At 66.4% G+C, this 15,034-nt stretch carries 13 protein-coding genes and 1 pseudogene; 2 read left to right on the top strand and 12 right to left on the bottom strand.

Going from position 1 to position 15,034, the window contains the following annotated elements:
* Positions 1-48: 48 nt before the first annotated feature.
* From guaA to ndk, 12 genes and pseudogenes are all read right to left on the bottom strand, one after another.
* Positions 49-564, bottom strand: a pseudogene (gene guaA / locus ACI2JH_RS02150) (glutamine-hydrolyzing GMP synthase); the annotation flags it as partial.
* Positions 565-673: 109 nt separating this feature from the next.
* Complete coding sequence (gene guaB / locus ACI2JH_RS02155; RefSeq protein WP_101099189.1) at positions 674-2,128, bottom strand: IMP dehydrogenase; 1,455 nt, start codon at positions 2,126-2,128, stop codon at positions 674-676.
* 167 nt (positions 2,129-2,295) lie between these two features.
* Positions 2,296-3,177, bottom strand: coding sequence for a bifunctional methylenetetrahydrofolate dehydrogenase/methenyltetrahydrofolate cyclohydrolase FolD (gene folD, locus ACI2JH_RS02160; RefSeq protein WP_101099050.1), 882 nt, complete (start codon positions 3,175-3,177; stop codon positions 2,296-2,298).
* Positions 3,178-3,301: 124 nt separating this feature from the next.
* Complete coding sequence (locus tag ACI2JH_RS02165) at positions 3,302-5,134, bottom strand: monovalent cation:proton antiporter-2 (CPA2) family protein (protein WP_042615495.1); 1,833 nt, start codon at positions 5,132-5,134, stop codon at positions 3,302-3,304.
* 260 nt (positions 5,135-5,394) lie between these two features.
* Positions 5,395-6,531 (bottom strand): molybdopterin-synthase adenylyltransferase MoeB, encoded by a 1,137-nt coding sequence (moeB, locus tag ACI2JH_RS02170; RefSeq protein WP_404735290.1) that lies wholly within the window; start codon positions 6,529-6,531, stop codon positions 5,395-5,397.
* 76 nt (positions 6,532-6,607) lie between these two features.
* Positions 6,608-8,005: a ribosome biogenesis GTPase Der gene (gene der, locus ACI2JH_RS02175; RefSeq protein ID WP_101099048.1), complete on the bottom strand. Its 1,398-nt coding sequence runs from the start codon at positions 8,003-8,005 to the stop codon at positions 6,608-6,610.
* 16 nt (positions 8,006-8,021) lie between these two features.
* The gene (bamB, locus tag ACI2JH_RS02180) at positions 8,022-9,227 is read right to left on the bottom strand and encodes an outer membrane protein assembly factor BamB (protein ID WP_182655640.1); all 1,206 of its coding nucleotides are present in this window, start codon (positions 9,225-9,227) and stop codon (positions 8,022-8,024) included.
* A complete protein-coding gene (locus ACI2JH_RS02185; protein ID WP_101099046.1) occupies positions 9,227-9,865 on the bottom strand; it encodes a tetratricopeptide repeat protein in 639 nt (212 codons plus the stop codon). The genes bamB and ACI2JH_RS02185 overlap by 1 nt, the downstream gene beginning before the upstream one ends.
* An 80-nt stretch (positions 9,866-9,945) precedes the next feature.
* Complete coding sequence (locus tag ACI2JH_RS02190; RefSeq protein ID WP_101099045.1) at positions 9,946-10,821, bottom strand: RodZ domain-containing protein; 876 nt, start codon at positions 10,819-10,821, stop codon at positions 9,946-9,948.
* Positions 10,822-10,827: 6 nt separating this feature from the next.
* Positions 10,828-11,637 (bottom strand): tetratricopeptide repeat protein, encoded by an 810-nt coding sequence (locus ACI2JH_RS02195; protein ID WP_101099044.1) that lies wholly within the window; start codon positions 11,635-11,637, stop codon positions 10,828-10,830.
* Entirely contained in the window at positions 11,624-12,841 is a 1,218-nt protein-coding gene (gene rlmN, locus ACI2JH_RS02200; RefSeq protein ID WP_042615375.1) for a 23S rRNA (adenine(2503)-C(2))-methyltransferase RlmN, read from the bottom strand. Before rlmN ends, ACI2JH_RS02195 begins: the two co-directional genes overlap by 14 nt.
* Before the next feature lie 9 nt (positions 12,842-12,850).
* Positions 12,851-13,276, bottom strand: a complete 426-nt coding sequence (ndk, locus tag ACI2JH_RS02205; RefSeq protein WP_042615376.1) for a nucleoside-diphosphate kinase — start codon at positions 13,274-13,276, stop codon at positions 12,851-12,853.
* 248 nt (positions 13,277-13,524) lie between these two features.
* Between ndk and ACI2JH_RS02210 the strand changes: the two genes are divergently transcribed.
* On the top strand, positions 13,525-14,205 hold the full coding sequence (locus ACI2JH_RS02210) for a TetR/AcrR family transcriptional regulator (RefSeq protein WP_101099043.1): 681 nt from the start codon (positions 13,525-13,527) through the stop codon (positions 14,203-14,205).
* A 26-nt stretch (positions 14,206-14,231) separates the two neighbouring features.
* The coding region (locus tag ACI2JH_RS02215) for a 3-hydroxyacyl-CoA dehydrogenase family protein (protein WP_404735291.1) at positions 14,232-15,034 on the top strand (803 nt) is incomplete at its 3' end.

Genomic DNA, 15,034 nt, shown 5'->3' on the forward strand with positions numbered 1-15,034 from the left:
AAACATACCCAAAACGATATAATACACTTACACTTGAAAATACACGACGTACCATCCCAAATCTTCGTTGGCCATCGCGGCCACCGGGATGCGGTCGGTCGTGGCGGTGATGGTGAAGCCCGGCGGCGCCTTGGAGACGTGGTCGCCGTGGCTCATCCACACGTTCAAACGGGCCTCGCCCGGGTGGTCGCTCAGCCCGGCGAACAGCGAATCCGGGGCGACGATGTTGACTTCGGCGTGGCCGAATTCGCGCTGGTCGGCCGCTTCGGTTTCACCGCCCAGCTGCGCGGCCAGGGTCTGCATGCCGTAGCAGATGCCGAACACCGGCAGGCCGCTGTCGAACACTTCCTGCGGCGCGGCGGGCGCGCCCGGCAGAGTGGTCGATTCCGGGCCACCGGACAGGATGATGCCCTTGGCCCCGAAGCTGGCAATGTCGGCCGGGTTGTGGTCCCACGCCCAGATTTCGCAGTAGACACCGAGCTCGCGGATGCGGCGGGCGATCAGCTGGGTGTACTGCGCGCCGAAATCGAGGATGAGGATCTTGTCGGTATGGATGTTGGTCATGATGCCCGGGCGATGCAGGAGGAATAACGGAGTACGAAGGCGCAACCAGCGGCGGATGTAGAAAGAGGAACGGGAATCTGCTTCCTCGTTCCTCTTGCTGCCTCCGGCCTCAGGCGCGGTAGTTCGGCGGTTCCTTGGTGATCTGCACGTCGTGGACGTGGCTCTCACGTTGGCCGGCGCCGCTGATCTTGACGAACTTCGGCTTGCTGCGCATGTCTTCAACCGTGCCGCAGCCCACGTAGCCCATGGTGGCGCGCAGGCCGCCCATCAGCTGGTGGATGATGCCGCCGACCGGGCCGCGATACGGCACGCGGCCTTCGATGCCTTCGGGCACCAGCTTGTCGGCACTGGAAGCGTCCTGGAAGTAGCGGTCCTTGGACCCCTTTTCCATCGCTGCCAGCGAGCCCATGCCGCGGTAGCTCTTGTAGGAACGGCCCTGGAACAGCTCGGTTTCGCCGGGCGATTCCTCGGTGCCGGCCAGCAGGCCGCCGATCATGATGGTGGAGGCACCGGCGGCCAGCGCCTTGCCGATGTCACCGGAGTAGCGGATGCCACCGTCGGCGATCAGCGGGATGCGATCCTGCAGCGCCTCGGCGACCAGATCGATGGCGGTGATCTGCGGTACGCCGACACCGGCAACCACGCGCGTGGTGCAGATCGAGCCCGGACCAATGCCGACCTTCACCGCGTCCGCGCCGCAATCCAGCAACGCCAGTGCGGCTTCGCCGGTGCAGATGTTGCCACCGACCACCTGCACCTGCGGGAAGTGCTTCTTGACCCAGCGCACGCGGTCCAGCACGCCCTGCGAATGGCCGTGCGCGGTGTCCACCACCAGCACGTCCACGCCGGCGGCAACCAGCGCTTCGACGCGGCGATCGGTATCGCCGCCCACGCCGACCGCAGCACCCACCAGCAGGCGCGTGGCGGAGTCCTTGGCAGCGTTCGGGTAATCGGTGTTCTTCTGGATGTCCTTGACGGTGATCAGGCCACGCAGGGCGAAATCATCGTTGACCACCAGGATCTTTTCGATGCGGTTGCGATGCAGCAACAGCTGCACCTCTTCGGATGCGGCGCCTTCCTTGACCGTGATCAGGCGATCCTTCTTGGTCATGATGTGGCGGACCGGATCGTCCAGCTCGGTTTCAAAGCGCATGTCGCGGTGGGTCACGATGCCCACCAGCTGGCCGCCGTCCACCACCGGCACGCCGGAGATGTTGCGCGCCTGGGTCAGCGCCAGCACGTCGCGGATGGTGGTTTCCGGCCCGACGGTGATCGGATCGCGGATGACGCCGGCTTCGAACTTCTTGACCTTGGCCACTTCGGCGGCCTGCTGTTCCACGCTCAGATTCTTGTGGATGATGCCCATGCCGCCGAGCTGGGCCATGGCGATGGCCAGGCGTGCTTCGGTGACGGTATCCATCGCAGCGGACAGGATCGGGAGCTTCAGCCGCAGGTCGCGCGTCAGCCGGGTTTCCAGGCTGACATCCTTGGGCAGGATGATCGAGTGGGCGGGGACGAGCGAGACGTCGTCGTAGGTGAGAGCTTCAGCCTGGATGCGCAGCATCGGCATACCCGAGATGTGGGGAAGCGCGTCATTTTACCCTGTTTGTCGGCCGAGCGGCAGGGGGTAGATGCGACGCAGTGTCGCGCCGTTGGGGTGTGGGGCGAAAGGCGCCGCTGCGCTCGCCGACCATGGGTCGGCGCTACCCATCCGTCACCGCCCGGGCGGCCTCAGACGAACGCTTCGGCCGCTTCCAGGGTGTTCTGCATCAGCGTGGCCACGGTCATCGGGCCGACGCCGCCGGGGACCGGGGTGATCCAGCTGGCGCGCTCTGCGGCCGCTTCGAAGCCGACGTCGCCGACCAGCCGGCCGTCGTCCAGCCGGTTGATGCCCACATCGATCACCACCGCACCGGGCTTGACCCATTCACCCGGGACGATGCCCGGGCGGCCGACCGCCACCACCAGGATGTCGGCGTTGCGCACGGCCTGTTCCAGCACGTCCTTGGGGGTGAACTTGTGGCAGCTGGTCACCGTGCAGCCGGCGATCAGCAGCTCCAGTCCCATCGGCCGGCCGACATGGTTGCTGACCCCGACGATGGTGGCATTGCGGCCGCGCACGGGCTGGTCGGTGTGGCCCAGCAGCGTGGTGATGCCACGCGGGGTGCACGGGCGCAGGCCGAACTCGCGCAGCGCCAGGTGGCCGACGTTCTCCGGGTGGAAACCGTCCACGTCCTTGCGCGGATCGATGCGCTGGATCAGCCGCCGTGCATCGGGAATGCCGGGCAGCGGCAGCTGGATCAGGATGCCGTGGATCTTCGGGTCCGCATTCAACTTATCGATCAGCGCCAGCAGCTCGGCTTCGCTGGTGCCTGCGGGGAGATCGAAATCATGCGCCTCGATGCCGACCTTCTCCGCCGCACGGCGCTTGTTGCGCACGTACACGGTGGACGCCGGGTCGCCGCCCACCAGCACCACGGCCAGCCCGGGACGGCTGCCACCTGCGGCGACACGGGCGTCTACGCGCACCTTCAGGCTGTCCAGCAGCGCTTCGGAGATGCGGCGGCCGTCGAGGATGCGGGCGGAATGGGAGGCGTCGGTTGGCAGGGTCATCGAAGCAGGCGTGGAGCGGCGGGGATGGCTATTGTCCCTGATTCAGGCCCGGTAGTGACGGCCGCTGGCCGTCATGACGGCGTTTGACGGCCAGCGGCCGTCACTGCCGCGCCGTCACTACCGCTCAGGCGTCCGGCGGCACCTGATCGGCATTCAGCGTGCGCGACTGGCGCTTGGGCACGGTGAACGGGGTCGGCGTGGGCACGCCCGGCAGCGAGCTGCCGAAGGCCATGTGGGCACCGGCGCGGAGGTCGCCACCGGCCATTTCCAGCTGCAGGCGCTCGGCGTCGCGCTCGCGGATCTGCTCGGCGATATCGCGCGCGTCGTCCTCGTCCGCGCCGAGCTCCATCAGCGCCGCCTGGCCGAACATCACTGCCGATTCGAAGGTTTCGCGGATCTGGAAATCGACGCCGGCGTGGATCAGCCGCAGCGAATGTTCGCGGTCGAACGAGCGCACCAGCAGCTTGGCCTGCGGGAACTCATGCGAGACCAGTTCGACGATGCGGTCGGCTTCGGCGGCATCGTTGACGCACACCGCGATCGCCCGGGCGCTGGCCGCACCGGAGGCATGCAGCACGTCCAGCCGGGTGCCATCGCCGTAATAGATCTTGAAGCCGAAGCGCTCGGCGCTGTGGATCATCTCCACGTCGTTGTCGATGATGGTCACGTCCACGTCGCGCGCCAGCAGTGACTGGCTGGCGACCTGGCCGAAGCGGCCGAAGCCGATCAGCAGCACGCTGCCGGACAGGCCTTCGGCCGTCTCGACGCCTTCCATGCTGACCACCGCAGGCGCGGCAAAGCGCTTGTGCGCCAGCACCACCAGGGGTGTCAGCGCCATCGAAAGCACCACCACGGCGGTGAAGTTGGCATTGATGTCCACGTCGATGACACCGGCACTGGCGGCCGCGGCGAACAGCACGAAGGCGAACTCGCCGCCCTGCGCCATCACCACGCCACGGTCCAGTGCCTGCGCATGGCTGCTGCCCATCACGCGCGCCACTGCATAGATGCACAGGGCCTTGGCCACCATCAGCGCCAGCACCAGCCCGACGATCAGCGGCCAGTTGCGCGCCACCACGCCCAAGTCCAGCGCCATGCCCACGCTGAGGAAGAACAGCCCCAGCAGGATGCCGCGGAACGGTTCGATATCCGCTTCGATCTGGTGCCGGAACGTGGATTCGCTGAGCAGCACGCCGGCCAGGAAGGCGCCCATGGCCATCGACAGCCCGGACAGCTGCATCAGCAATGCCGCACCGAGCACCACCAGCAGCGCAGCGGCGGTCATCACTTCGCGCGCCTTGGCGGCGGCGAGGATACGGAACAACGGATTGAGCAGGAAGCGCCCGACCAGCACCAGGCCGACCACCGCACCGGCGCCGATGGCCACTGAGAGCCAGCGCGACCCTTCGCCACCGGCACTGCCGGCCGAGGGGCCCATGAAGGCCACCAGCGCCAGCAGCGGCACGATCAGCAGGTCTTCGAACAGCAGGATGGAGACGATCTTCTGGCCGGGCGGCAGGGCGATGTCACCGCGCTCGGCCAGCAGCTGCATCACCACCGCGGTGGAGGTCAGCACGAAGCCGGTGGCGCCGATGAAGGCGACCTGCCAGGGCAGCCCGAACAGCTTGGCCACCAGGGTCAGCACGATCGCGCAGGTGACGATCTGTGCGGTGCCCAGGCCGAAGATTTCCTTGCGCAGGCTCCACAGGTGCGAGGGCCGCATCTCCAGGCCGATCACGAAAAGAAACATCACCACGCCGAGTTCGGCGGTGTGCAGGATTGCCTGCGGATCGGAGAACCAGCCCAGCCCGAACGGCCCGATCGCCAGGCCGGCAGTGAAGTACCCCAGCACCGACCCGAGGCCGAAACGCCGGAACAACGGCACCATCACCACCGCCGCGCCCAACAGGGCGACGACCTTGACCAGTTCACTGCTTGCAGCTGCTTCCACCGCCATGCGGCCATTCCTGTGATGCGTTGAAGTGCGTCAACGATAGGGCATGCAGGAGGCAATCAATAGCACGTGGGTTGCGGTTCATTGTTCCGCGGATGAAACGGGCGATAAATTCATCGCCATGTCGTTCCATCTGGCACTGCGAACGTACGGCTGCCGCTGCGCTCGCCGACCATGGGTCGGCGCTACCGGTGGCACGGCACTGCGTGCCAGATTGGTGCCTCTGTAGCGCCGAGCCACGCTCGGCGAGCGCAGCGGGCGGATCAGCGACCGGCGCAGAACGCGGCGTAATCGATGTAGCCGGGGAAATCCCGACCGGGGGCGCAGACGGCGCAGTGTGGATCCGGCGACAGCCGGGTTTCGCGGAAGCGCATTTCCAGTGCATCGAAGCGCAGCAGCCGTCCGGTCAGCGGCTCGCCGATGCCCAGCAGCAGCTTCAGCACCTCGGTGGCCTGCAGCACGCCGGCCAGGCCCGGCAGCACGCCCAGTACGCCGGCTTCGGCGCAGTTGGGGGCGAACTCCGGCGGCGGGGGCTGTGGGAACAGGCAGCGGTAGCACGGCGCCACACCGCGCTGGCGGCCGGCATCGAACACGCTCACCTGGCCGTCGAAGCGCTCGATGGCCGCGTATACCAAGGGCGTGGCGTGCTTGATGCACGCATCATTGAGCAGGTAGCGCAGCGGGAAGTTGTCCGAACCATCCAGCAACACGTCCACGCCTTCCATCAGCGCGTCGATGTTGGCCGAGGTGGCGCGCTCGGCGATGGCTTCGACGGTGATGGAGGGATTCAGCGCCAGCAGGCGCTCGCGCGCCGAGTCGACCTTGAACTGGCCGACGCCGGCTTCGGTATGCACGATCTGCCGGTGCAGGTTGCTGCGCTCCACGCGGTCGTCGTCGACGAAGCGCAGCTGCCCTACTCCGGCGGCGGCCAGATAGAAGCCGGCCGGCGAGCCCAGCCCGCCCGCGCCGAGCACCAGCGCGCGTGAACGCTGCAGTTTGCGCTGGCCGGCCTCACCCACTTGCGGCAGCAGCAGGTGGCGGGAATAGCGGTCGAAGAAATCACGGTCTTCGGCAGAGCTTGGCGGCTGCACCAGCGGCAATTGCTGCGCACGCCAGGCCACGGTGCCGCCGGTTACCGAGGCGACGTTCGCATAACCCGCCGCGTGCAGGAACAGCGCAGCATCGGCTGAGCGTTTGCCGGTCTGGCAGATCAGCAGGATGTCTTGATCCTGCTGTGGCAGGTGCGCGGCCGGGTCGGCCTGCAGGTCAGCCAGGGTGATGCCGCGTGCGCCTTCGGCCATGCCGCCGGCGCGCTCGAGCGGCTGGCGTACGTCGATCAGCACGGCGCCTTCGGAAAGGCGCTGCAGGGCGAGGTCGGGGGAGATTTCGAGGATGCGCATGGCCGCATTATCGGCCATGCACATCGGGTCGGCACACTGCCGCTGCGCTCGCCGACCGTGGGCCGGCGCTACGGGGTCAGCGGCCCTTGACGTGCTTCATCAGGCGGCGCTTGGCCTTGACCTGGCGTTCGGTCAGCGGGTTCTTCTTGCCTTCGTAGGGGTTGGTACCCTCGCGGAAGATGAACTGCACCGGCGTGCCGACCAGCTTGAAACGCTTGCGGAAGAAGTTTTCCAGGTAGCGCTTGTAGGTCTCCGAGAGTTCCTTCAGGCGCGTGCCGTGCACGATGAAGGTCGGCGGGTTGGCGCCGCCCGGATGCACGTAACGCAGCTTGGACACATGCCCACGGATGGTCGGCGGCGGATTGGCGGTGTAGGCCATTTCCAGCGCCTGGTTCACTTCGCTGGTGCTGAACTGGTGGTTCGCCGAATCGTGCGCGCGGTGGATCGCGTTGAACAGCTCACGCAGCCCGGAGCCGTGCATCGCCGAGATGCGCACCGATTCGGCCCACGGCACGAAGCCCAGCCGCAGCGACAACTGGGTCTCTGCCTGCTCACGCTGGTAGTCGGTCAGTCCGTCCCACTTGTTGATCGCGATGACCAATGCACGCCCGGCATCGAGTACCGCGCCGAGCACGGTGGCGTCCTGGTCGGTCACGCCTTCATGCGCGTCCAGCATCAGCACCGCAACCTGGCACTGTTCGATGGCCTGCATGGTCTTGACGACCGAGAATTTCTCCACGGCTTCGTCCACGCGGCCACGACGGCGCAGGCCGGCGGTGTCGATCAGACGGTAGTCGCGGCCCTCGCGTTCCAGGTCCACCGAGATCGAATCGCGGGTGGTGCCCGGCACTTCCGAGGCGATCATCCGTTCCTCGCCGAGGATGCGGTTGACCAGCGTCGACTTGCCCACGTTGGGGCGGCCGACGAAGGCGATGCGCACGCGGTTCGGATCGTTGTCCATCTCTTCGGCGCTGCCCTCTTCCGGCAGGCGCTCGACGATTTCCTCCAGCAGATCGTCCAGACCCTGGCGATGCGCCGCCGAGACGGTCAGCATCTCGCTGAAGCCGTAGCGCGAGAACTCCGCACGCACGGTGTGCTCGTCGGTACCGTCGATCTTGTTGATCAGCAGCACCTTCGGCTGCTGCTGCTTGCGCAGCCAGGCCAGGATGTCGTCGTCCAGCGAAGAGGTGCCATCGCGCGCATCGACCACGAAGACGATCAGATCGGCTTCTTCGGCGGCGGCACGGGCCTGGCGCGCGGTGGCGCCGGCCAGGCCTTCTTCTTGTTCGGCGATGCCGCCGGTGTCCACGATCAGGAAGTGATTGTCCTCATCCAGGCGACAGACACCGTAGTTGCGGTCACGGGTCACGCCGGGCTGGTCATGGACCAGCGCGTCGCGGGTGCGCGTGAGCGCATTGAAGATTGTGGACTTGCCGACATTCGGCCGTCCGACCAGGGCGACCAGGGGCAGCATCGCGTTTACTCCGTAATTAATTGGCCAACCGGAAAGCGGTCAGCTTGCCTTCGATGTTCTGCACCAGCAGGACCCCGTCGGCGACTATCGGTTGGGCCTTGACGGTCCCGCCGGTCTTTGCCCGGGCGGCCATCGCGCCATCGGACTGTTGCAGCCAGTGAACGTAGCCGTCGAGATCGCCGACGACCACGTAATCGCCCTGCAGGGCCGGGCCGGTCAGCTGGCGCCGGGCCAGGCCGGTCTGCGACCAGCTGGCCGCACCGCTCTGCTTGTCCAGGCCGAACACACCGCCCTGGTTGTCGGTGACGATCACGTAGGACGAGGACAGCGTGACGCCGCCTGCTCCACCGTGGTCGCGCGTCCACAACGGACGCCCGGTCGGACCTTCGATGGCGATGGTCTGGTTCTTGAAGCTGCTGGCGTACAGCGTGTTGCCTTCCAGCACCGGCGCACCGTCCACGTCGGACATGCGATCCAGCTCGGTGCGCCCTTCCGGGTTGCCGACCACCTGGTCCCACAGGGTGCGGCCATCAGCCGCGCCCAGCGCAGCCAGGGTGCCGTCGTCGTTGCCGACGAACACCACGCCCGGGCCCTGCACCACCGGCGCGTTACCGCGCACGGTCAGCATCGGCAGTTCGCGCGGGTTGAACCAGCGCTGGGTGCCGTTGGTGGCGTCGAAGGAGGTGATGCGGCCATCATTGCTGCGCACGAACACCATGCCCTGGCCGACGGCCGGGGCCGAGATCACTTCGCCCGGCACCTTTGCGCGCCACTTTTCGGTGCCATCAGCGGCATCCAGCGCGATCACCTGGCCGTCCAGCGTGCCGATGACCACCAGGCCCTCGCCCACGCCCGGACCACCGGAAAGGCGCAGCTTGGGCTTCTTCTTTTCCTTGGCCGGCTCATAGGTCCAGACCTTCTTGCCGGTCTGCAGGTCGATGGCATGCACGCCGCCGGTGATGGCAGCGGCATACACGCGGCCGTCGGCGACTGCCGGGCCCTGGCGCACGCCGATGCGATCCTCGCCCTTGCCCAGGTTGACCGTCCACAGCTTGTCGACCTTGACAGTGGCGTCGAACTTCACCAGTTCCACCGGCTCCTGCAGTTTCTTGGCTTCGGCGTCCTTGCCGGCGAACCAGCCCTTGACCGTGCTGCAACCGGACAGCGCCATGCCGAGCATGGCAACCGTGGCAACCCGCTTGAGGATGACCATCTGACTCATTACACCGACTCCTCAGTCGCCGCGACGGTGCCGCCGGCGTCCATCAACTTGGTTTCCAGCAGGCGCCGCTGCGGCGCTGCCACGTCCAGCGTCTTCAGCGCTTTCTCATACTGCCCACGCGCTTCATCGCGCTTGCCGGTGGCCATCAGGGCATCGCCGTGGATTTCCAGCGAACCGGGATCGGCGGCGTTGCCCAGCAGGGTGATCGCTTCGCTGCCCTTGCCGGTGGCCACCAGCAGGCGCGCGATGCGCTGGTCCACGACCTGCTTGAGGTCGCCTTCCACCTTCACCGCGCGCAGGGTCGCCAGCGCGTCTTCATCCTTGCCCGCTTCCACCTGCGCCTTGGCCAGCTGCAGGGCAGCCAGTTCGGAATAGATGTTGGACGGACCGGCGTCGAGCGCCTTGACCGCCTTGCCGGCGTCGTCGAGCTTGTTTTCCTGGATACCCTTGAGCACCTTCTGGTATTCGACGTTGGCCGAAGCCAGCTTGTTGCCGTGCTCCTGCTGCCAGTAGCCCCAGCCCCAGATGGCACCCACGGCGATCACTACGCCGCCGATGATGCTCAGGCCATTCTTCCGCAGCCAGGTGCGGACGCGTTCACTTTGTTCGTGCTCGTCGAGCAGGTCGTCGATCGCCATGCGTACTCTCGCCCTACCCGAGCCGGAGACAAGCTCGCCGGGGAGGACTGTTCAATGGGTTGTGGATTCCGGTCCGGGCCTCAGTTTGAAACCGGGACCACGGAGCCCTCAGAGGATACCGTAAAGCGTGCGACGTTGGCTCGCCGATACGGGCCAAGGTCGATGATGGCGCCGTTCTGCTGAACCTGCACCTGCGCGGCATTGCCCAGCACCACCCGGCCGACCTGGCCCGGAGTGAAGCTGCGCGACTGGCCGGCCTGGATCAACGCCTTTTCCACCGTGCTGCCATCCGGCGCGGTGATCTCCACCCAACTGTCACCGCTGAACTGAAGGCCGAGTGCGCCCTTGGTCGTGGCCGGTTCGCTGGGCGCCGCAGGCCGCGGCACCGGCGTCAGCGAGGCCACGTACGGCTGCGTGACAGGACGCGCCGGCGCGACGGCCGGGGCAGCAACGCCGGTGGTGGCCGGATCGTCGTTGCGCGGCGGAGCCACGGCGACGGTGGCCGGAATCACATCCAGCGAGGCCGTGCTCGGCCCCTGGCCATCTGCATCCAGATGGCTGCGGGTGGCGAACCAGACCGGCACCGCCAGCGCGGCGGTGATGCCCACGTACAGCAGACGCCGGCCAACGCTTTCGGCAATGCGGCGCGCACGCGGGGTATGGGTATGGCTGACCAGGGTGGGCGGAACGATCGGGCCGACCTGCGCCTGTTCCAGCACCTCGCCTACGTCCACGCCCAGCAGGCGCGCATAGCTGCGCAGCTGGCCGCGGACGAATACCGGCGCACCGAGCCGCTGCCATTGTTCTTCTTCCAGTGAACGCACCACCTGCGCCGGCATGTGCAGGCGCTGGGCCACATCATCAAGCGTCAGTCCTGCCGCTTCACGGGCCTGGCGCAGGCGTTGGCCACAGCCGGCGGCCGTCTCGAAAGCGTTCACGGTCTGGTTGTCAGTCACAGTGCTTCAACCCTTGGAATTGAGGTCCGCTTCCTGCGGAAATTCCTGTCGAATCCGCTGCTGGTAGCGCTCAGCGGCTCGCTGATCACCCAGTCGCGTCTCTATTTGCGACGCCAGTTGTAACACGGAACGCGTTGGCGGTGCAGCCGCGAGCCGGCGCTCGGAGAACGCGCGCGCTTCCATGTAACGGCCATTGTCGAAGGAAAGCTGGGCCATGGCATCCAATGCCTGGGCATCGCGCGGGTCCTGTGCGAGCGCCGCGCGCAGGTAGCGCTCGGCAGGCACCGGCTGCTTGGCACGGAGCGCGCACGCACCGGCATTGGACAAGGCGACGCCGGGACTGGAATAACCGGGCGCTGCGATGGCGCGCTCGAACATGCCGAGCGACGCTTCGGCGTTGCCGTGATCACACATCCAGGCCGCGTAGTTGTTCAATACGTCGCCGCGCTCGGGGGCCTGTGCTACGGCGCGCTGCAGCAGCTCACCGGCACGCGGACCCTCGCCCCGACGGTCGGCGATGGCAGCCAGCAGCAGCAGCGCGTCGGGACGATCGGGCATGAGCTTGAGCGCGGCACGCGCGCGCTTTTCCGCAGAGTCCAGCTTGCCGGTGCCGAAGTCCGAGCCGGCCAGGGTCAGCTGGCTCTGGTACTGGTGCAGCTTGCGGATACGACCGTCATCCTGGGCCACGTAGGTGGGCGCCACCGCCAACTGCGCCTTGGGCAGTTTGACGCCCTTGGAACCGCTGTTGCAGGCGGCCAGCGCCAACGCACACAGCGCAGCGAGGGCCAGCGTCGATGCGCGGTCAGGCCGCTGCATCACGCCCGGCGCCTTCCTTGATGGCCTTGTCGAGCGTCTTGTTGAACTCGGCCTGGCGGCGGGTGCGATCCATCACCTGCCCCTTCAACTGGCCACACGCCGCATCGATGTCATCACCGCGCGTGCGGCGCACCATGGTCAGCACGTTGCTGTCCAGCAGGATGGTCTGGAACGCGCGGATCTGCACATCGTCCGAGCGCTCGTAGCGGGTGCCCGGGAACGGATTGAACGGAATCAGGTTGATCTTGCCCGAGCCCTTGGCCTGCACCGCGTTGTCGAACTGGCGCATCAACCGGGCCAGTGCACGGGCGTGCTCGGGCTGGTCGTTGATCCCCTTCATCAGGGTGTATTCGAAGGTCACCGATTCGCGGCGCTTGTTGGCGCGCAGGTAGCGCGCGCAGGAGGCCATCAGATCGGCGATCGGGTATTTCTTGTTGAGCGGCACCAGCGTCTCGCGCAGCTCGTCGGTCGGCGCATGCAGCGAAACGGCCAGCGACACGTCGCTTTCGGTGGACAGGCGGTCGATCTGCGGCACCAGGCCGGAGGTGGACAGCGTCACCCGCTTGTTGGCCAGGCCGTAGCCCAGGTCATCGCGCATCACGCTCATGGCACGCACGACGTTGTCAAAATTCATCAGCGGCTCGCCCATGCCCATCATCACCACGTTGGTGAGACGACGCTGCTTGTGCGGGATGTTGCCCAGGTGGCGCGCGGCGACCCACACCTGGCCGATGATCTCGGCGGTGGAAAGGTTGCGGTTGAAGCCCTGCGTGGCGGTCGAACAGAAGGTGCAGTTCAGCGCGCAGCCGACCTGCGAGGACACGCACAGCGTGCCGCGGTTCTTGTCCGGGATGTAGACCGCCTCGATGGCGTTCTTGCCATCGGTGCCCATCGCCAGCAGCCACTTGTGGGTGCCGTCGGCGGACGGTTTTTCGAACACGATGTTCGGGACCAGGACCTCGGCATGTTCCTGCAGCTTGGCGCGCAGGTTCTTGCCGAGGTCGGTCATCTCATCGAAGTCGGTGACGTAGTGATGGTGGATCCACTTCATCACCTGGTGGGCCCGGAACTTCTGTTCGCCCAGTTTCTCGACGAAAAAGCGCTCCAGGCCCGCGCGATCGAGGTCGAGCAGGTTCTGCTTGCCAGCCGTGGGTGCCGACTTCGGCAGCGGCTGGATGGCGGGTGTCTGTACGACCTCGTTCACGTCGACCTCTTAGCGGGAAACCACTTCGGTAGCGGCAAAGAAATAAGCGATTTCGTTGGTGGCGTTCTCGACCGAGTCCGAGCCGTGGGCGGCGTTGGCATCGATGGATTCAGCGAAATCGGCGCGGATGGTGCCCGGCGCAGCTTCCTTCGGGTTGGTGGCACCGAGCAGGTCACGGTGGGCCAGCACGGCGTTCTCGCCTTCCAGGGCCTGGATCATCACCGGGCCGGAGATCATGAACTCGACCAGTGCGTTGAAGAACGGACGCTCACGGTGCACGGCGTAGAAGCCTTCGGCTTCGCGGCGCGACAGCTGCTTGTACTTGGCGGCGACGACCTTAAGGCCAGCCTTCTCGAAGCGGGCGTAGATTTCACCGATGACGTTCTTGGCAACGGCGTCCGGCTTGATGATCGAAAGGGTGCGCTCCAGCGCCATGGTGGTATCTCCGAAAGTCCGGGCCACTCAAGGCCCGAGGGTAACATGAAAAAAACCCGCGTCAAAACGCGGGCTTAGCCTGATAAACGTGCGCGGATTGTAACGCCTCGCTCCCCGCCACGGTAGCCCTGGCCATTCATGTAATACACAGGGATGAACGCAGGCATCAATATGCTGCGGCGCACAATGCACTGGCCCGTGGGCGGGTCTAATATCAAACAATCGTTTGATTGAACCTGTCCCACCCCATGGCCAAACCCGCCCACTTCTCCACCAAGGACCGCATTCTCGGCGCTGCCGAAGAGCTGTTCGCGCTGCATGGCTTTGCCGGGACCTCGCTGCGCCAGGTGACCACCCAGGCGGACGTGAACATCGCGGCGGTCAACTACCACTTCGGCTCCAAGGAAAACCTGGTCAACGAGGTGTTCCGCCGTCGCATGGACGAAATGACCGCCGCGCGCATGGGCCAGCTGGAAAGGGCCCGCAGTGACCACCCGGGCGAGCTGCGGCCGGTGCTGGCCGCCTTCGTCGAACCGGCGCTGGCGATGGCCCAGGACCGCCAGAGCGGTGGCGCCTTCGTGCGGGTGATCGCGCGCGCCTACGCCGAAAAGAACGACAACCTGCGCCGCTTCCTTTCCGACCACTACGGGCATGTGCTGCGCGATTTCGGCCGCGCCATCGCCGGTTGCGTGCCGGGCCTGAGCAAGGAGGAGCTGTACTGGCGGCTGGACTTCCTGGCCGGCTCGCTGACCTACGCCATGGCCGATTTCGGCCTGATCAAGCGTCCCGCCGGTGTCACCGAAGAAGCCCATCGTGCACAGGCCGCCCAGGAACTCATCCACTTCGCCGAGGCCGGTTTCCGCGCCGCGGCACGCAGCGAAGGCAGCCCCACGCCTTCGACCCCTGCCCCCTCCCTTTCCACCCAGTAACTGCTGACCAACCAAGGCTTATCGACATGTCCAATTCCCTGCCAGTCCGCCGCGCCGCCGTGCTGGGTGCCGGCGTCATGGGTGCCCAGATCGCCGCCCACCTCACCAACGCCGGTGTCGACACCGTGCTGTTCGACCTGCCCGCCAAGGAAGGTCCCGCCGATGGCGTGGTGATCAAGGCAATCGCCAACCTGACCAAGCTGAGCCCGGCCCCGCTGGCCAGCAAGTCCTACGCCGAAGCGATCACCCCGGCCAACTACGAAACGGGGCTTGAGCAGCTGCGCGACTGCGACCTGATCATCGAGGCCATCGCCGAACGCATGGACTGGAAGCAGGACCTGTACAAGAAGATCGCCCCGTTCGTGGCCGACCACGCCGTGCTGGCCTCCAACACCTCCGGGCTGGGCATCAACAAGCTGGCCGACGTGCTGCCCGAGCAGCTGCGCCACCGCTTCTGCGGCGTGCATTTCTTCAACCCGCCGCGCTACATGCACCTGGCCGAACTGATCCCCGCCACCACCACGGATGCGGCGGTGCTGGAAGCGCTGGAAGCGTTCCTGGTCACCACCCTGGGCAAGGGCGTGGTGTACGCCAAGGACACCCCGAACTTCATCGGCAACCGCATCGGCGTGTTTTCGATCCTGTCCACGATCCACCACACGCAGGAATTCGGCCTGGGCTTCGACGAAGTCGACGGCCTGACCGGCCCGCTGGTCGGCCGCCCGAAGTCGGCGACCTACCGCACCTCCGACGTGGTCGGCCTGGACACCATGGCGCACGTGATCAAGACCATGGGCGACACGCTGCCGAATGTTCCGTGGCATGAGTT

Origin of the sequence: Stenotrophomonas sp. NPDC078853 (assembly GCF_044901215.1) — a bacterium.
GTDB lineage: Bacteria > Pseudomonadota > Gammaproteobacteria > Xanthomonadales > Xanthomonadaceae > Stenotrophomonas > Stenotrophomonas lacuserhaii.